General features: G+C 71.3%; 14 protein-coding genes. 6 read left to right on the forward strand and 8 right to left on the reverse strand.

The window, feature by feature from the left end:
- Positions 1-45 precede the first annotated feature (45 nt).
- From HNR76_RS00535 to HNR76_RS00555, 5 genes are read right to left on the reverse strand one after another with little or no spacing between them, the layout of a single operon-like run.
- Positions 46-1,347, reverse strand: coding sequence for an ABC transporter permease (locus HNR76_RS00535; RefSeq protein WP_162310778.1), 1,302 nt, complete (start codon positions 1,345-1,347; stop codon positions 46-48).
- 13 nt (positions 1,348-1,360) lie between these two features.
- Complete coding sequence (locus HNR76_RS00540; protein WP_162310777.1) at positions 1,361-2,584, reverse strand: ABC transporter permease; 1,224 nt, start codon at positions 2,582-2,584, stop codon at positions 1,361-1,363.
- A gap of 48 nt (positions 2,585-2,632) precedes the next feature.
- Positions 2,633-3,940 carry an ABC transporter permease gene (locus tag HNR76_RS00545; protein WP_162310867.1) on the reverse strand — a complete coding sequence of 436 codons (1,308 nt, stop codon included), beginning with the start codon at positions 3,938-3,940 and terminating at the stop codon, positions 2,633-2,635.
- 8 nt (positions 3,941-3,948) lie between these two features.
- A complete protein-coding gene (locus tag HNR76_RS00550; protein ID WP_162310776.1) occupies positions 3,949-4,671 on the reverse strand; it encodes an ABC transporter ATP-binding protein in 723 nt (240 codons plus the stop codon).
- Between the two features lie 53 nt (positions 4,672-4,724).
- A complete protein-coding gene (locus HNR76_RS00555) occupies positions 4,725-5,993 on the reverse strand; it encodes an efflux RND transporter periplasmic adaptor subunit (protein ID WP_162310775.1) in 1,269 nt (422 codons plus the stop codon).
- Between the two features lie 253 nt (positions 5,994-6,246).
- Between HNR76_RS00555 and glmS the strand changes: the two genes are divergently transcribed.
- The 5 genes from glmS (at position 6,247) to HNR76_RS00580 (ending at position 13,258) form a co-directional block, all read left to right on the forward strand.
- Positions 6,247-8,103 (forward strand): glutamine--fructose-6-phosphate transaminase (isomerizing), encoded by a 1,857-nt coding sequence (gene glmS, locus HNR76_RS00560; protein WP_162310774.1) that lies wholly within the window; start codon positions 6,247-6,249, stop codon positions 8,101-8,103.
- Between the two features lie 134 nt (positions 8,104-8,237).
- Positions 8,238-8,786 (forward strand): MarR family winged helix-turn-helix transcriptional regulator, encoded by a 549-nt coding sequence (locus HNR76_RS00565; protein ID WP_162310773.1) that lies wholly within the window; start codon positions 8,238-8,240, stop codon positions 8,784-8,786.
- Positions 8,787-8,934: 148 nt separating this feature from the next.
- On the forward strand, positions 8,935-9,720 hold the full coding sequence (locus HNR76_RS00570; RefSeq protein ID WP_162310772.1) for a YggS family pyridoxal phosphate-dependent enzyme: 786 nt from the start codon (positions 8,935-8,937) through the stop codon (positions 9,718-9,720).
- 146 nt (positions 9,721-9,866) lie between these two features.
- Entirely contained in the window at positions 9,867-10,970 is a 1,104-nt protein-coding gene (locus tag HNR76_RS00575) for a PLP-dependent cysteine synthase family protein (RefSeq protein WP_162310771.1), read from the forward strand.
- Positions 10,971-11,179: 209 nt separating this feature from the next.
- A complete protein-coding gene (locus tag HNR76_RS00580; protein ID WP_162310770.1) occupies positions 11,180-13,258 on the forward strand; it encodes a M3 family metallopeptidase in 2,079 nt (692 codons plus the stop codon).
- A gap of 94 nt (positions 13,259-13,352) precedes the next feature.
- On the opposite strand, the gene fabB is transcribed toward HNR76_RS00580, so the two are convergent.
- On the reverse strand, positions 13,353-14,567 hold the full coding sequence (fabB, locus tag HNR76_RS00585) for a beta-ketoacyl-ACP synthase I (protein WP_162310769.1): 1,215 nt from the start codon (positions 14,565-14,567) through the stop codon (positions 13,353-13,355).
- A 2-nt stretch (positions 14,568-14,569) separates the two neighbouring features.
- A complete protein-coding gene (fabA, locus tag HNR76_RS00590) occupies positions 14,570-15,085 on the reverse strand; it encodes a 3-hydroxyacyl-[acyl-carrier-protein] dehydratase FabA (RefSeq protein WP_162310768.1) in 516 nt (171 codons plus the stop codon).
- 233 nt (positions 15,086-15,318) lie between these two features.
- Here fabA and dinB point away from each other — a divergent pair, with 233 nt between their 5' ends.
- Complete coding sequence (dinB, locus tag HNR76_RS00595) at positions 15,319-16,434, forward strand: DNA polymerase IV (protein WP_162310767.1); 1,116 nt, start codon at positions 15,319-15,321, stop codon at positions 16,432-16,434.
- A 90-nt stretch (positions 16,435-16,524) separates the two neighbouring features.
- On the opposite strand, the gene HNR76_RS00600 is transcribed toward dinB, so the two are convergent.
- A complete protein-coding gene (locus tag HNR76_RS00600) occupies positions 16,525-16,812 on the reverse strand; it encodes a DUF2218 domain-containing protein (protein ID WP_162310766.1) in 288 nt (95 codons plus the stop codon).
- Between the last annotated feature and the right edge of the window lie 144 nt (positions 16,813-16,956).

Genomic DNA, 16,956 nt, shown 5'->3' on the forward strand with positions numbered 1-16,956 from the left:
CTCCGTTGTGCCCGCCGTTCCCACGAAAGCGGGGACGGCGGGAGGTCATTGGGATTTGAGCTGGATCGCCGGCGCCACCTGCATCGCCCGCCAGGCCGGCAGCAGCCCGGCCAGCACGCTGGCCGCGATGGCCAGGGCGAAGGTCAGCAGCAGCATGCCCAGGTCCAGCCGGGCCAGTCCGGCGTAGCTGGCCGGCTGCTGGCGCACCGCCCACAGCCCCAGCAGCGACAGCCCCAGGCCGAGGATGCCGCCGGCCAGCCCGACCGTGCCGGCCTCGACCAGGCACTGGGCGAAGATCGCCCCGCGCGAGGCGCCCAGCGCGCGGCGCACGCCGATCTCGCTGCCGCGGCGCAGGAACTTGGCCAGCAGCAGGCCGACGGTGTTGACCAGGCACACCAGCAGGAAGCCCATGCCCAGCCACAACTGCATCACCACGTCCCCCGGCACGACCTTGGCGAACGCCAGCCACTCCATCACGTCGCGCAGGCGCACGTTGGTCGGGCGCTTGTAGCGGCCGGCCGCGCGCTGCTGGTCGGAGTAGTCGACCAGGTAGTCCCGGTAGGCGGCGGCCTTGGCCGGGGAGTCCAGCTCCACCCAGTACTGGATCCATACGCAGGGCGCATTGGGGCCAGTGGAGTCACCGCCGCTGTCGCCCCAGCAGTCCATGCTGCCGCTGCGGCTCATCTTCAGGTCGCGCGAGGTGGTGAACGGCAGGAATACATCCTCCAGCTCGCCGTAGCGGTCGCTGTTCATGTCGTAGAAGCGAGGAGTCGGCCGCCATTCGTCGATCACGCCGACCACGGTGAAGTCGGTCCGGTCGATGCGCAGTTGCTTGCCGGTGCTGTCGCCATCGCCGAATACCCGATTGTTGAGCGCGCTGGAGATGACCACGACCCGCGCATGGTCCTCGTCTTCCTTCGCGTTCCAGCCCCGGCCATGGAGCATGGGCGCGTCGAACATCGCGAAGAAGTCGGCGCTGGTGTAGCGCGCGCTGCGCATGAACGGCGCCATGCCATCGCGGTCCGGGGTGATGGAGACGCCGCCGCCGGTCATCATCGCCTGGCGATCGCCGCGCTTTTCGCGCAGCAGCGCCTCGGCGTCGTGGCGGGTGACCTGAAGGGCGGGTTCCTCGCCCGGGGTGTAGTCGTTCATCTCCGCCGGGTCCAGCTGCACGTAGAACAGCCGGTCGCTCTTGCCCGGCATCGGGTCGCCGGACAGCACGTGGAACACGGTCAGCGTGGTCATGCACGCGCCGATGCCCAGGGCGATGGCCAGCACCATCAGCACGGTCAGGGCCTTGTCGCGGCGGAAGCTGCGCAGGGCCAGGTTGCAGTAGTAGGCGAACATGGGCGTCCTCCGGTCACAGTCCGCGGGTGGCGATGGCCGGCGGCACGCCGGCGGCCTTGCGCGCCGGGCCGAACACCGCCACCTGGCCGATCGCCCAGAGCGCGGCGGCGCCGGCCGGCAGGTACTGCAGCGGCAGGCGCGGCAGTTCGTAGTGGCCCATCAGCCACTGGTTGAGGGCGAAGGCCAGCAGCATCCCCAGGGCGATGCCGGCGCCGACGATGAGGAAGTTCTCGGTCTGGAAGTACCGCGTGATCTGCGCCCGGGTGGCGCCCAGCGCGCGGCGCACGCCGATCTGGCGGGTGCGCTGCTGCACCCAGAAGTTCGCCAGGCCCGCGATGCCCAGCGCGGTGACCAGCAGCAGCGCGAGCGTGACCGTGACCAGCAGGCCGATCATCTCGCGGTCGTTCCGGAAGTAGCCGTTGCGCACTTCCTCGTAGCTGCGCCGCTCCTGGACCAGGCGGTCGGGATCGATCCGCTCCAGCGCGGCCACGGCCTGCTCCAGGATCTCGTCCCGGCGCGCCGGGTCGGCCACGCGCAACAGGTAGAGGCCGCCGTTGTCGTAGTTGAGGCGGACCGGGAAGACGACCGAATGGCTGGTATTGCCGTCCATGACCCCGGGCCGGGCCAGGGTGTCGACGACGCCCACGATGGTCAGCGGTATCGTCCCCAGGTAGACGGTCCTGCCCACCGCGCCCTGCTCGGGGAACAGGCGCCGGGCGGCGGAGGCGCTGACGATGATGGTGCCGCGCACGCCGCTGAGGTCCTCCATCTGGTACAGCTTGGAGCCGTCCTCGTATTCGTCCGCCAGGAAGTCGCGGCCGGCGACCAGGCGCAGGCCGAAGGTGTCCAGCAGGCCGGGATGGGTGTCGTACTTGGCCGCGCTCAGGGTCGGGTTCACCTGGTCGGGCGACAGCGACAGCACGGTGTTGGACCCATGGCCGTGGAACGGCACCTGGTTGGCGACGGTGGCGCTGGCCACGCCGGGGATGGCGCGCAATGCGGCCAGGTCCTCGGCGGTGCGCGCGTCGGCGTCGGCGCGGCTGCCGATGCCGCCCAGCCGGATCTGCAGCAGTTCGCTCTCGGCGATGCCGCTGGGCTGGCCGATGTTGTCCAGCCGCTGCGAGACCAGGAACAGCGCATTGCACAGGATCGCGCAGCTCAACGCGATCTCCAGGACGATCAGCGCGGTGGCGATCTGGTTCTTGCGCAAGGTGGAAAGGATGGGGCGGATTTCCATGGCGGCGGTCTTTTCCGGTTTTCCTCCCCGCTCGGGGGAGGGGGCGGGTCATTGGGATTTGAGCTGGATGGCCGGGGTCACCTGCATGGCCCGCCATGCCGGGAGCGCTCCGGCCAGCATGCTGGCGGCGACCGCCAGGACGAAGGTCAGCGCCAGCATCGGCAGGTCGATGTGCGCCAGCGCGGCGTAGCCGGTTGGCCGCTGCCTGACCGCCCACAGCCCGATCAGCGCAAACCCCAGGCCCACCAGGCCGCCGGCCAGGCCGATGGCGCCGGCTTCCATCAGGCATTGCTTGAAGATCTCCGCCCGGGTGGCTCCCAGTGCGCGGCGCACGCCGATCTCGCCGCTGCGGCGCAGGAACTTGGCCAGCAGCAGGCCGACGGTGTTGAGCAGGCACACCAGCAGGAAGCCGAACGCCAGCCACAGTTGCAGGCGCACGTCGCCCGGCACGATCCGGTGGTGGTCCAGCCACTGCATCACGTTGCGCAGCCGGGTGTTGGGCGGGCGCTCGAAGCGGCCGGCGTCCCTTTGCTGGGCGGAATACTGGTCCAGGTAGGCCTTGAATTCCCCCGCCTGCGCGGGCCGCTCCAGCTCCACCCAGTACTGCACCCAACTGCAGGGCTTGTTGAGGGCGGTGTAGTCGCCGCTGACCGGCTGGTGGCTGAAGCAGTTCATCAGGCCGCTGCGGTTGAGGTGCAGGTCCACCGCGGTCTGGAACGGGACGAAGACCTGCTCGGTGTCGCCGAAGCTGCGCATCCACAGGTTGTAGAAATGCGGTTGCGGCGCCCATGCATCGAGCACGCCGACGACCTGGAACGCGTGGCCGTCGATGCGCAGCTCGCGGCCGGTGCTGTCCGCGCCGCCGAACAGCTTCTCGTTCAGCTCCGGCGCGATCACCGCCACCCGCGCACGCGCCGCGTCGTCCCCGGCCGACCAGCCCCGCCCGTGGCGGAACGGGACCTCGAACATGGCGAAGAAGTCCGAGGAGGTGAAGTGCATCGACACCGAGAACGGCTTGAGCGTGCGCCCGTCCGGATGGACGATGCCGTTGCCGCCGGCCATCATCGCCTGCCGCCGCGCCCGTTTCTGGCGCAGCAGTTCCTCGGCGTCGAAACGGGTCAGCATCCGCTCCGGCTCCTCCCCGGGCACGCGGTTGGCGGCCGGGCGCGGGTCGAGCTGGACGACGAACAGGCGCTTGCTCTTGCCGGGTATCGGGTCGCCGGACAGCACGTGGAACACGGTCAGCGTGGTCATGCACGCGCCGATGCCCAGGGCGATGGCCAGCACCATCAGCGCGGTCAGCACCCGGTTGCGGCGGAAGCTGCGCAGCGCCAGCAGGGAGTAGTAGCCGAACAGGGCCCGGTTCATGCGTGGCTCGCCTGCGACGGGGGCGCATGCGCCGCGCGCAGCCCCGGCTCCACCGACAAGTCGGTGGCCACGCCGTCGACGATGTGCACGTTGCGCTGCGCGCGCGCGGCCAGCTCCGGGTCGTGGGTGACCATCACGATGGTGGTGCCTTCGGCGTTGATCTTCTCCAGCAGTTCCATCACCCCGCGCGCCATCTGCGAGTCCAGGTTGCCGGTGGGCTCGTCGGCCAGCAGCAGGCGCGGCTCGCCGGCCAGGGCGCGGGCGATGGCCACGCGCTGCTGCTGGCCGCCGGACAGCTCGGCCGGGTAGTGCTTCATCCGCGAGGACAGGCCGACCTGGTTCAGCGCGCGCTCGATCCGGGCCTTGCGCTCGGACGAGGGCATGCCGCGGTAGCGCAGCGGCACGTCCACGTTGTCGAACAGGTTCAGGTCCGGGATCAGGTTGAAACCCTGGAAGATGAAGCCGATCTTGCGGTTGCGCAGGCGGCTGCGGGCGTCGTCGGACAGGCCGCGCACGTTCTCGCCGTCGAGCAGGTAGTCGCCGTCGCTGAAGGTCTCCAGCAGACCGGCGATGTTGAGGAAGGTGGTCTTGCCCGAGCCGGACGGGCCGGTGACGGCGACGAACTCGCCCTCGCGCACGTGGAGGTCGAGCGAGCGCAGGGCGTGGGTTTCGACCATCGCGGTGCGGTAGACCTTGGAGACCTGGCGCATTTCCAGCATGACGGGATTCCTGTGTGTCGTGATCGGGAGTTGGGGAATGGGAAGCGGGTTCTTCAGTTGATCGCCACGCGCTGCGCGTCGCCGAACTGGTCGGCGCCGGAGACGACGATGCGCTCGCCCTCGCGCAGGCCGGAGACGATCTCCACGTAGCCCAGGCTGCTGACGCCGGTCTGGATCGGGCGGCGCTGGGCACTGCGCCCGTCCACCACCCAGGCCCAGTGGCCGCCGTCCTGCTCGACGAACGGCCCGCGCTCGACCATCAGCACGTCCTTGCGGGTGTCCAGCACGATCCGGGTCGACAGGCGCTGGTTCTGGCGCAGGCCCGGCGGCTGCCGGCCCTGGTCGAAGCGCAGGCGCGCGTTGACCTCGCCGTCGACCACTTCCGGGGAGACCGCCGAGACCTTGGCCGGGTATTGCCGGCCCTGGCTGGTGACCTGGGCCGGCACGCCGATGGCCAGGTCGCGGGCGAAGCTCTCCGGCACCCGGATCTCGACCTCGAACTCGCGCAGGTCCACCACGCTCAGGATCGGCGCGTTGATCGTCACGTTGGTGCCCTGGGCGATCTGCACCTGGCCGACCTGGCCGTCGAACGGGGCGCGCAGGGTCAACGCCTCCACCTGACGCCGCAGCTCGGCCACCACCGCCTGCTGGCGGTCGGCGAGCAGGCGCTTGTTGCGCGCGTCCAGCACCGCGCCCTGCGCCTGCAGGCCGGCGTCGCTCTGCGCGGCCTGCAGGCCGACGTCGGCCTTCTTGAGCTCGTCCTGGGCGCGGGCCAGCTCGTTGTTGGAGACCGCGCCGCCGGCATGGGCGCGCTCGTAGCGTTCCAGGTCGCGCTGCGCGGCGGTGTGGTCGATCCGGGCCTGGTCCAGTGCCTTGCGCGCGTTGAGCCGGGCGATCTGCGCATCCAGTTGCGCGCGGCTGGCCTCGGCCTCCATGCTGGCCAGGGTCGACTCCTCCTGCACCAGCTTGCTGCGCAGCTCGGGGCTGTCGATCACCGCCAGTTCCCGGTCCTTCTCCACCACGTCGCCGGCCACCACCTTCAGCGTCACCGTGCCGCCGGCGATGGCGTACAGGGTGGGGCTGTTGGCGGTGATGACCTTGCCGTCGGCGGAGATGTCGCGCACCAGGTCGCCGCGCGCGACCTGGGCGATGCGGATGCGCGAGGCGTCGTAGGAGCGCGAGCCGGCGCCCCAGCCGGCCACCACCCAGCCCAGCAGCGCCAGCGCGGCCATCGCCCCGGCGGCCGGCCACAGCCAGCGGCGCCAGGCCGGGCGGGGCGTGGTGGAGAGCGGGCGGTCCTGGGCGGAGGTGTCGGGGATCATCGCGGTTCGTGGTGGGGGTTCGCGGTCAAGCAACGCATGCACCGTGCCAATTCCAAGTGATTGATCCGGAATGGTTTGCGTGGCCGGCCCAGGTGTCCGTGGTGTCCGCCGGACGTGGCGCGGACAGGAGGGCGCATCCGCGGGCGCGGGCGCGGCCCGGCCTGTCTGCCGCATGTCCGCGGCATGGCCTGCGCGGGGCGGGGCATGTCCGGCCTCCGGTAGAATCGGCGCCCTGCTTCCGTTGGAATACGACATGTGCGGCATCGTCGGCGCGATCGCGGATCGCGATGTGGTCCCGGTCCTGGTCGAAGGACTCAAGCGCCTGGAATACCGCGGCTACGATTCCTCCGGCATCGCCATCGCCGACGCCGCCGGCGTGCGCCGCGTGCGCCGCACCGGCCGCGTGGCCGAGATGGAACAGGCGGCGGCGGCCGAGGGTTTCCGCGGCACCCTGGGCATCGGCCACACCCGCTGGGCCACCCACGGCGGGGTGACCGAGGCCAATGCCCACCCGCACATCAGCCACGGCGACCTGGCGCTGGTCCACAACGGCATCATCGAGAACCACGAGCAGCAGCGCGAGCGCCTGCGCGCGCTGGGCTACGCCTTCGAATCGCAGACCGACACCGAGGTCATCGCCCACCTGATCCACCACCACATGGTGCAGGGGCAGGCGCCCGGGACCGACCCGGGACGGCGCCTGCTGGCCGCGCTGCAGGCGGCGGTGAAGGAACTGACCGGCGCCTACGCGCTGGCCGTGCTCAGCCGCGCGGCGCCCGACCGCCTGGTCTGCGCGCGGATGGGCTGCCCGCTGCTGGTGGGGCTGGGCGAGGGCGAGAACTTCGTCGCCTCCGACGTGTCGGCCATCGTCCAGGCCACCCGCCGCGTGGTCTTCCTGGAGGAGGGCGACACCGCCGAGATCCGCCGCGAAGGCGTGCGCGTGTTCGACGCCGGCGACCGCGAGGTACGGCGCGAGGTGCACGTCTCCGACGTGTCGCTGGCCTCGCTGGAACTGGGCCCGTACCGGCATTTCATGCAGAAGGAGATCCACGAGCAGCCGCGCGCCATCGCCGACACCCTCGAGGCGGCGATCGACGTCGGCGGCTTCGAGGCGGAACTGTTCGGGGCGAGGGCCGGGGAAGTCCTGCGCGGGGTGACCGGCGTGCAGATCCTCGCCTGCGGCACCAGCTACTACGCCGGCCTGACCGCGCGCTACTGGATCGAGGCCATCGCCGGCCTGCCGTGCTCGGTGGAGATCGCCAGCGAGTACCGCTACCGCGACGCCTACGCCGATCCCGACCACCTGATCGTGACCATCTCCCAGTCCGGCGAGACCCTGGACACGATGGAAGCGCTGAAGTACGCCAAGTCGCTCGGCCATCGCCACACACTGTCGATCTGCAACGTGCCCGAGAGCGCGATCCCGCGCGCCAGCGGGCTGGTCTGCTACACCCGCGCCGGCGCGGAGATCGGCGTGGCCTCGACCAAGGCCTTCACCACCCAGTTGGCGGCGCTGTTCCAGCTCACCGTGGTCCTGGGCAAGCTGCAGGGCAGGGTGGCGCCGGAACGGGAGGCCGGCTACCTGGAGCAGTTGCGCCGCCTGCCCGGCAGCGTGCAGCACGCGCTCAACCTGGAGCCGCAGATCGCCGCCTGGGCCGAGCGCTTCGCCGGCAAGCACAACGCGCTGTTCCTGGGCCGCGGCCTGCACTACCCGATCGCCCTGGAAGGCGCGCTCAAGCTCAAGGAGATCTCCTACATCCACGCCGAGGCGTATCCGGCCGGCGAGCTGAAGCACGGCCCGCTGGCGCTGGTGGACGCGGCCATGCCGGTGGTGGTGATCGCACCCAACGACCGCCTGCTGGAGAAGGTCAAGTCGAACATGCAGGAAGTGCGCGCGCGCGGCGGCGAACTGTTCGTGTTCGCCGACCAGGACAGCAACTTCACCCAGTCCGAGGGCGTGCACGTGATCCGCACCCCGCGCCATGCCGGCGTGCTCAGCCCGGTGATCCACACCATCCCGGTGCAATTGCTGGCCTACCACACCGCCCTGGCCCGCGGCACCGACGTGGACAAGCCGCGCAACCTGGCCAAGTCGGTGACGGTGGAATAGGCCCGGCTCTTCCGGCCGCGGGCCAGGGCGCGCGCCGCCGGGCGGGTCCCTGCGTGCGTTCCGCCATCCGTCGTGTTCTCTCCGGAGCCGGCATAGGGGCATGATGGACGAAGATCTACTTGGAGAGGTGCGCCATGGTGGCTAAGAACAAGCCGTCCGATGAACGCGAATCCAGCGCCGAGGCCGCGCTCGTGGACGACGTGGACGCCCGCGCGGTGCAGGCGCTCATAGGCTTCAGGCTGCGGATGGCCCAGGTGGCGGTGTTCCGCGACTTCGTGGAAACGCTGCGCCCGCTCGACCTGCGCCCCAGCCACTACGCGGCGCTGAAGCTGATCGCCACCAATCCCGGGCTGCGCCAGCAGCGCCTGGGGGAAACCCTGGAGATCAAGCGCCCGAACCTCGTCCTGCTGGTGGCCGACCTCAAGCGGCGCGGCTGGCTGGAGCGCCGCCGCAGCCGCAGCGACATGCGTTCCTATGCGCTGCACCTGACCGCCAAGGGCAGCGACCTGGTGGCCGCGGCGGATGCCGCCCACGAAGTGCACGAGGGGCGCCTGCGCCGACTTCTGGGCAAGGACCTGGAGCGTTTCTGCCGGGCATTGGACCTGATACGCATCGATCTGACCGGCGGTCGGGCCCGGCGCGGGGCCACCGGGAACTCCTCGGCCACCCGCGCCGCGCCGTAGCCTGGCCGCTCGTCGACGCAGGGCGCCTGCCGGCACCGGCGGCGGAAGCCCATGTTCCGCCATGCTTGCGCGGCAACTGAGAAGCGGCGGGCGGGCGCCGGGGACGGCCGCCGCCTGACACGCACGGTCCCGGGCGCTACGCTTGGGCATGGATTCCGAACGCCCTCCCTACGCCACGGCCTGCAGCGTCGACGATTTCCGGCGCAACCTGGAGGCGGCGCGCGCGCGCATCGCCGCCGCCTGCATGCGCGCCGGGCGCGATCCGTCCGGGGTGCGCCTGCTCCCGGTCAGCAAGACCGTGCCCGAGGCGCGCCTGCGCCTGGCCTACGCCGCCGGATGCCGCGAACTGGGCGAGAACAAGGTCCAGGAGGCGCAGGGCAAGGCCGAGGCGATGGCCGACCTGACGGACCTGCGCTGGTCGGTCATCGGCCACCTGCAGACCAACAAGGCCAAGCACGTGGCGCGCTTCGCCAGCGAGTTCCAGGCGCTGGACAGCCTGCGCGTGGCCGCCGCGCTCGATCGCCACCTGCAGGCCGAAGGGCGCGCGCTGGACGTGTTCGTGCAGGTCAACGCTTCCGGTGAGGCCAGCAAGTTCGGCCTGGCCCCGGAGGACGTGGCCGGCTTCGTGCGCGAGCTGCCCGCGTTCGCGTCGCTGCGCGTGCGCGGGCTGATGACCCTGGCCCTGATGTCCAGCGATCCGGACCGGGTGCGCCCCTGCTTCGCCCTGTTGCGCGGGCTGCGCCAGCGTTTGCGCCAGGAGGCGCCCGACGGCATCGGCATGGACGCGCTGTCGATGGGCATGTCCGGGGATTTCGAACTGGCCGTCGAAGAAGGCGCGACCGTCGTGCGCATCGGCCAGGCCATTTTCGGTGCGCGCGCACTGCCCGACAGCCACTACTGGCCGGAGCCCGGGCGCGGTTCCGAAGGCGGCTAGCGGGCCCGCAGCCCGGTGGATCGCCGCCGGAGCGGAGCGGGCCGGATGCGTCCCGCGCATCCGCGTGCCTTGGGCCACGTGGCAGCCCCGCCTGCAGGCGCGGTGGGGGCAAGTAGAATCGAGGCATCCCCGTTCGAGTTCCCGCCATGACCCAGCGCGACTGGGTGGCCGCCGCCATCCACAAGATCGAGGCCGACTTCAACCGCTCGGCCGATACCCACCTGATCCCGCTGCCGCTGCCGGCCTGGCCGGACATCGACGCCTACCTCAAGGACGAATCCAGCCATCCCACCGGCAGCCTCAAGCACCGCCTGGCGCGCTCGCTGTTCCTGTACGCGCTGGCCAACGGCTGGCTGCGCGAGGGCAGCACGGTGGTGGAGGCCTCCAGCGGCTCGACCGCGGTGTCGGAGGCCTATTTCGCCCGGCTGCTGGGATTGCCGTTCATCGCGGTGATCCCGGCCTCCACCTCGCCGGAGAAGATCGCCGAGATCGAGTTCCACGGCGGGCGCTGCCACCTGGTCGAGAGCGCGTGCTCGATCAACGCCGAATCGGCGCGGCTGGCGCGCGAGACCGGCGGCCACTTCATGGACCAGTTCACCTACGCCGAGCGGGCCACCGACTGGCGCGCCAACAACAACATCGCCGAGTCGATCTTCAAGCAGATGGCGCAGGAGCCGCATCCGGTGCCAGCGTGGATCGTCTGCGGCCCGGGCACCGGCGGCACCAGCGCCACCCTGGGGCGCTACGTGCGCTACCGCCAGCACGACACCCGGGTGCTGTGCGCCGACCCGGAGAGCTCGGTGTTCTTCGACTACTACCGCGGCGCCCGCGAAGGCCGCGCCGACCCGTCGCTGGCGCGGACCGGCGGCTCGCGCATCGAGGGCATCGGCCGGCCGCGGGTGGAGCCCAGCTTCATCGCCGGCTGCGTGGACGCGATGCTGCAGGTGCCCGATGCGCTGAGCCTGGCGGGCATGCGCCACGTCAGCGCGGTGCTCGGGCGGCGCGTGGGCGGCTCCACCGGGACCAACTTCGTCGGCGTGCTGCATGCGGCCCGGGCCATGCACGAGGCCGGGCAGGGCGGCTCCATCGTCAGCGTCCTGTGCGACAGCGGCGAGCGCTACGCGCACAGCTACTACAACCCGGAGTGGTATGCGCACCAGGGCATCGACGTGGCCGGCGCCGACCGTGCCATCGCCGCGGCCGTGGCCGGCGCCCCGTTGCCGCCCCTGCCGAGTTGCGGCCCGTCGTAGGGCGCCGGGTACAGCCGGCGGTCGCCATGCCGGCGCGCCGGACGTTGCCGGTTCCCGATCCGCTCGCCGACCGGAGTCGGCTCCTGCAGGGGGAATGCGGGGCTCGCGGGCCCACCGGTTGATTTTCCGGGCCGCCGTGCGCATCTGTACCCGATGGGCCGGCGCGCGTGCGCCGCGCCGCTCGATCCGTACCGTCTACCGAGGCCTCCATGGACAATCCCCTGCTCGACTTCTCCGGCCTGCCGCGCTTCGATGCGATCGGCGCCGAACACGTCGGCCCCGCCATCGATGCGTTGCTGGCCGAGGCGCAGGCCGCGGTGGTGGCCGCGGAGAACGTCGCGCCGGTCACCTGGGACAGCTTCCTCGCCCCGCTGGAGGACGCCACCGAGCGGCTGTGGCGGGCCTGGGGCCAGGTCGGGCACCTGCAGGCGGTGGTCAATACGCCCGAGCTGCGCGAGGCCTACAACGCCAACCTGCCCAAGGTGACCCGTTTCGGCAGCGCGCTGGGCCAGAACCTGGCCCTGTTCGCGCAGTACAAGGCGCTGGCGGCCTCGCCGGAATACGCCGGCTACGATGCCGTCCGCCGCAAGGTGGTGGAGAACGCGCTGCGCGACTTCCGCCTGGGCGGCGCCGAGCTGGACGATGCGGCCAAGGCGCGGTTCTCGGCGGTGCAGGAGGAGCTGGCGGCGCTGTCGGCCAGGTTCTCGCAGAACGTGCTCGACGCCACGGACGCGTTCGCGCTGTACGTGGAGGACGAGGCGCGGCTGGCCGGGCTGCCCGCCGAGGTCGTGGCCGCCGCGCGCGCGGCCGCGGATAAGGACGGCCGCGCGCCGGGCAAGCGCCGCGGCTGGAAGCTGACCCTGCAGATGCCCTGCTACCTGCCGGCGCAGGCCTATGCCGACGACCGCGGCCTGCGCGAGGCGCTGTACCGGGCCAACGGCCTGCGCGCCTCCGAGGCCGGCCCGGCCGAGCTGGACAACAGCGGCCACATCGGCCGCATCCTCGAGCTGCGCGCCGAACTGGCCGCGCTGCTGGGCTTCCCCAGCTATGCCGAATACTCGCTGGCGACCAAGATGGCGCAGTCGTCGGCGCAGGTGCTGGAGTTCCTGCGCGACCTGGCCGGCCACGCGCTGCCGTTCGCGCGCCGCGACCGCGCCGAACTGGAAGCCTTCGCCCGCGACGAAATGGGCCTGGACGAACTCCAGCCCTGGGACCTGGGATACGCCAGCGAGAAGCTCAAGCAGGCCCGCTACAGCTATTCCGAGCAGGAGGTGAAGCGCTACTTCACGGAGGCACGCGTGCTGGCCGGCCTGTTCGGCGTGATCGAGTCGCTGTACCGGGTCGTGGTGAAGCCGGACAGCGCGCCGGTGTGGCACGAGGACGTGCGCTTCTACCGCGTCGAGGACGGCGACGGCCGTCTGCTCGGCCAGTTCTACCTGGACCTGTACGCGCGCGAAGGCAAGCGCGGCGGCGCCTGGATGGACGACTGCCGCAACCGGCGGGCCAAGGCTTCCGGCACGCAGACCCCGCTGGTGTACCTGGTCTGCAATTTCGGCAAGGGCGTGGACGGCAAGCCGGCCACCTTCGGCCACAACGAGGTCACCACCCTGTTCCACGAGATGGGCCATGGCCTGCACCAATTGCTGACCGCCATCGGCGAGCTGCCGGTGGCCGGGATCAACGGTGTGGAGTGGGACGCGGTGGAACTGCCCAGCCAGTTCATGGAGAACTTCTGCTGGGAGTGGGAACGGGTGCGGGCGATGACTGCGCACGTGGATACCGGGCAGCCGCTGCCGCGCGAGCTGTTCGAGAAGATGCTGGCGGCGAAGAACTTCCAGAGCGGCATGTTCACCGTGCGCCAGTTGGAGTTCGCGCTGTTCGACATGGAGCTGCACAGCCGCTTCGAGCCGGCCCGGGACAGCGTGCTGCGGCTGCTGGAGCGGGTGCGCGACGAGGTGGCGGTCAACCGCGCCCCGGCCTGGCATCGCTTCCCGCACCAGTTCAGCCACATCTTCGCCGGCGGCTACGCGGCCGGCTACTACAGCTACAAGTGGGCCGAGGTGCTCAGCGCCGACGCCTACGCCGCGTTCGAGGAAGCCCCGGACCGGCTTGCCGAGACCGGTGCGCGCTTCCTGGCCGAGGTGCTCTCGCGCGGCGGCAGCCGCAGCGCGCTGGAGAACTTCACCGCCTTCCGCGGCCGCGCGCCGAGCATCGACGCGCTGCTGCGGCATAGCGGCATGGGGAAAGGCCAGTCCCGCGATGCGGACCCGGTCCCCGAAGTCCGCTGAACGAACTTCGGGCCCCGCGCATCGGCTTCCGAATCCCCCGCGGCTTCGCCGCGCCGCCTTTGCCAAAGGAGGCTCTTCTTGCGGATGGACCCGCTCAGGCCCGCGCGAACACCAGCGTGCCGTTGGTCCCGCCGAAGCCGAAGCTGTTGGACATCACCAGGTCCAGGCGCGCGTCGCGGCTCTGGCGCACGATCGGGAAGCCCTCGGCCTGCGGGTCGAGGTTCTCGATGTTGGCCGAGCCGGCGATGAAGCCGTCGCGCATCATCAGCAGGCAGTAGATCGCCTCGTGCACGCTGGCCGCGCCCAGCGAGTGGCCGGACAGCGCCTTGGTCGAGGACAGCGGCGGCACCTGCGCGCCGAACACCTCGCGCACCGCGGCCAGCTCGGTGATGTCGCCCAGCGGGGTGGAAGTGCCGTGGGTGTTGAGGTAGTCGACCTTGCGGCCCTGCATCCCTTCCAGCGCCATGCGCATGCAGCGCACCGCGCCTTCGCCGGACGGGGCGACCATGTCGGCGCCGTCGGAGGTCACGCCGTAGCCGACCAGCTCGGCATGGATGCGCGCCCCGCGCGCCACCGCGTGGTCCCAGTCCTCCAGCACCAGCATGCCGCCGCCGCCGGCGATGACGAAGCCGTCGCGGCCGGCGTCGTACGGCCGCGAGGCCGCTTCCGGACGGTCGTTGAACGCGGACGACAGCGCGCCCATCGCGTCGAACATCACCGTCATCGTCCAGTCCAGGTCCTCGCCGCCGCCGGCGAACACGATGTCCTGGGCGCCGTGGCGGATCAGGTCGGCGGCCGCGCCTATGCAGTGCGCCGAGGTCGCGCAGGCCGCGCCGATCGAATAGCTCAGGCCCTTGATCTTGAACGCCGTGGCCAGGTTGGCCGACACCGTCGAGCACATCGTGCGCGGCACCATGTACGGGCCCACCTTGCGCACGCCGCGCGCGCGCAGCAGGTCGGCCGCCTCCACCTGCCAGCGGCTGGAGCCGCCGCCGGAACCGGCGATCAGGCCGGTGCGCGGGTGGCTGACCTGCGCCTCGTCCAGGCCGGCGTCGGCCATGGCGTCGCGCATGGACACGTAGCTGTAGGCGGCCGCATCGCTCATGAAGCGCTTGAGCTTGCGGTCGATGGCCGCGTCCAGGTCCAGCTCGACCGGGCCGCCGACCTGGCTGCGCAGCCCGCGCTCGACCGAGTCGGGCAGGGTGCGGATGCCGGCGCGTCCCTCGCGCAGCGAGGCGGACACGGTATCCAGGTCGTTGCCCAGGCAGGAGGCGATGCCCATGCCGGTGATCGCGATGCGACGGCTCATGCTCAGAAGTTCTCGGTAGAGGTGAACAGGCCCACGCGCAGGTCCTTGGCGGTGTAGATCTCGCGGCCGTCGACGGACATGCGGGCGTCGCCCTGGGCCATCACCAGCTTGCGGTTGATCACGCGGCTGATGTCGATCTCGTAGGTCACCAGCTTGGCCTTGGGCAGCACCTGGCCGGTGAACTTGACCTCGCCGCAGCCCAGCGCGCGGCCGCGCCCGGGCGCGCCCAGCCAGGTCAGGTAAAAGCCGACCAGTTGCCACATGGCGTCCAGGCCCAGGCAGCCGGGCATCACCGGGTCGCCGATGAAGTGGCACTGGAAGAACCACAGGTCCGGGCGGATGTCGAGTTCGGCGCGGATGAAGCCCTTGCCGTGCGCGCCGCCGTCGTCGTTGATCTCGACGATGCGGTCGAACATCAGCATCGGATCGGCGGGCAGGCGGGCGTCGCCGGTGGGGAACAGTTCCCCGCGACCGCTGGCGAGCAGTTGTTCGCGGGTGAACGAGGATGCGCGATTCATGCAGAGTCCGGGGGAGAAAACGCTAAAGCGTGCCTGAGGGATGACGTTTCAATCAAATGTTTGGACATACGCCGGCGTGTGTTGGGTGGGGGCGGCCAGGCGGGAACGGTGGCCGGCGGCGGTCCGGGCTGGCGGCCCGGTCGGCGTGTATCCGGTGGCACGGGCACCGGGCGCGGGGCGCGCCCCCGCAAGGTACACCTCTTTGCGCGCCCCACGGCGCAGAATAGGCACGCATGGACCTGCAGGCCGCGCCGCCGCGCAAGATCATCCACGTCGACATGGACGCGTTCTACGCGTCGGTGGAGCAGCGCGACGACCCTTCGCTGCGCGGGCGCCCGGTGGTGGTGGCCTGGCGCGGCGCGCGCTCGGTGGTGTGCGCGGCCTCGTACGAAGCCAGGAAGTTCGGCGTGCGCTCGGCGATGCCGGCCGTGCGCGCCGAGCGGCTGTGCCCGCAGGCGGTCTTCGTGCCGCCGGATTTCGCCCGCTACAAGGCCGTGTCGCGGCAGGTGCGCGAGATCATGCTCGCCCATACCGACCTGGTCGAACCGCTGTCGCTGGACGAGGCCTACCTCGACGTCACCGTGCCCCGATCGGCCCTGCCCAGCGCCACCGCCGTGGCCGAGGCGATCCGCGCCCGGATCCGCCGGGACACCGGGCTCACCGCCTCGGCCGGAGTGGCGCCCAACAAGTTCCTGGCCAAGATCGCGTCGGACTGGAACAAGCCCGACGGCCTGTTCGTGATCCGCCCGCGGCAGGTGGAGCGCTTCCTCACGCCGCTGCCGGTCGGGCGCATTCCCGGCGTGGGCCGGGTGATGCGGGGCAAGCTGGAAGCCCTGGGCATCGCCACCGTCGGCGACCTGCGCGGGATGCCGCTGGAAGAACTGCAGCGGCGCTTCGGCAGCTTCGGCGCGGCCTTGTACCGCCGCGCGCGCGGGATCGACGAGCGCCCGGTGGAGCCGGACCAGCCGGTGCAGTCGGTCTCCTCCGAGGACACCTTCGCCCAGGACCTGCCGCTGGACGCGCTGGCGCCGGCGATCCGGCAACTGGCGGCGAACACCTGGCAGGCGGCGAGGAAGACCGACCGGGTGGCCCGCACCGTGGTGCTCAAGCTCAAGACCGCCCAGTTCCGCATCCTCACCCGCAGCCACACGCCGGAACAGCCGCCGGCCTCGGCCGGCGAGCTGGCGGAACTGGCGGTGGCGCTGCGCGACCGGGTCGCGCTGCCGGCGCAGACGCGCTATCGCCTGGTCGGCGTCGGCCTGTCCGGCTTCCGCGAGCCGGAGGAAAGGGTGCCGCAGGGCGAACTGTTCGATCCGGGCCCGCCGATGGGCGCGTCGGTGAAGCGATAGGAAATCGGGGCGCCGGCTGAAGCCGGCCCCTCGCGGAAAAGGCGGTGCCCGCACTCGGCCGCGCGGAGGCGGCCGGTGCGCCGGGCCGGCTCAGTCCCGCCAGTCGAACGCCAGGGTCTCGTCGCGTGCAAACCGCTGCAGGTGCGATTCGATCACCTGCTGCAGCCGGGCCAGCCCGGCGGCATCCGCGTGGACCACGCGGATCGCCAGGGCATCGCCCTCCACGTCGAAATCGGCCGTGGCCGCTTCGGCGAAGGGGATATGGGCATGGGTGTCGCTGTCGCGCCGCAACTCGAACTTGTGGCGCCAGTGGTTGCAGAGAGTGCGCAGGAGGCGTGCGGCGTCGTTGGAGGCCACGGTCGTGCGGCTGGCGGGCATGGGGGGCATCCCGGGAAGCATTGGGGGAAACCGAGTATAGGCTCGGCCCGCCGCGCCACCGCCGCCACCTGCGCAATGCTGCGTTACGCCCCGGCGGCGCGCCCGCCCGGCCATGCGCGGCGGGCGGGCGTGCCGGGGCGGCGG

Origin of the sequence: Pseudoxanthomonas broegbernensis, from assembly GCF_014202435.1 — a bacterium.
In the GTDB taxonomy this organism is placed as follows: domain Bacteria; phylum Pseudomonadota; class Gammaproteobacteria; order Xanthomonadales; family Xanthomonadaceae; genus Pseudoxanthomonas; species Pseudoxanthomonas broegbernensis.

Excerpts from the sequence above, each read along its gene's own strand:
- HNR76_RS00600 (WP_162310766.1), bottom strand. The coding sequence starts at position 16,812 with ATGCCCGCCAGCCGCACGACCGTGGCCTCCAACGACGCCGCACGCCTC.
- HNR76_RS00555 (WP_162310775.1), bottom strand. The coding sequence starts at position 5,993 with ATGATCCCCGACACCTCCGCCCAGGACCGCCCGCTCTCCACCACGCCC.
- HNR76_RS00565 (WP_162310773.1), top strand. The coding sequence starts at position 8,238 with ATGGTGGCTAAGAACAAGCCGTCCGATGAACGCGAATCCAGCGCCGAG.
- HNR76_RS00540 (WP_162310777.1), bottom strand. The coding sequence starts at position 2,584 with ATGGAAATCCGCCCCATCCTTTCCACCTTGCGCAAGAACCAGATCGCC.
- fabB (WP_162310769.1), bottom strand. The coding sequence starts at position 14,567 with ATGAGCCGTCGCATCGCGATCACCGGCATGGGCATCGCCTCCTGCCTG.
- HNR76_RS00535 (WP_162310778.1), bottom strand. The coding sequence starts at position 1,347 with ATGTTCGCCTACTACTGCAACCTGGCCCTGCGCAGCTTCCGCCGCGAC.
- glmS (WP_162310774.1), top strand. The coding sequence starts at position 6,247 with ATGTGCGGCATCGTCGGCGCGATCGCGGATCGCGATGTGGTCCCGGTC.
- HNR76_RS00580 (WP_162310770.1), top strand. The coding sequence starts at position 11,180 with ATGGACAATCCCCTGCTCGACTTCTCCGGCCTGCCGCGCTTCGATGCG.
- HNR76_RS00570 (WP_162310772.1), top strand. The coding sequence starts at position 8,935 with ATGGATTCCGAACGCCCTCCCTACGCCACGGCCTGCAGCGTCGACGAT.
- dinB (WP_162310767.1), top strand. The coding sequence starts at position 15,319 with ATGGACCTGCAGGCCGCGCCGCCGCGCAAGATCATCCACGTCGACATG.
- HNR76_RS00550 (WP_162310776.1), bottom strand. The coding sequence starts at position 4,671 with ATGCTGGAAATGCGCCAGGTCTCCAAGGTCTACCGCACCGCGATGGTC.
- HNR76_RS00575 (WP_162310771.1), top strand. The coding sequence starts at position 9,867 with ATGACCCAGCGCGACTGGGTGGCCGCCGCCATCCACAAGATCGAGGCC.
- fabA (WP_162310768.1), bottom strand. The coding sequence starts at position 15,085 with ATGAATCGCGCATCCTCGTTCACCCGCGAACAACTGCTCGCCAGCGGT.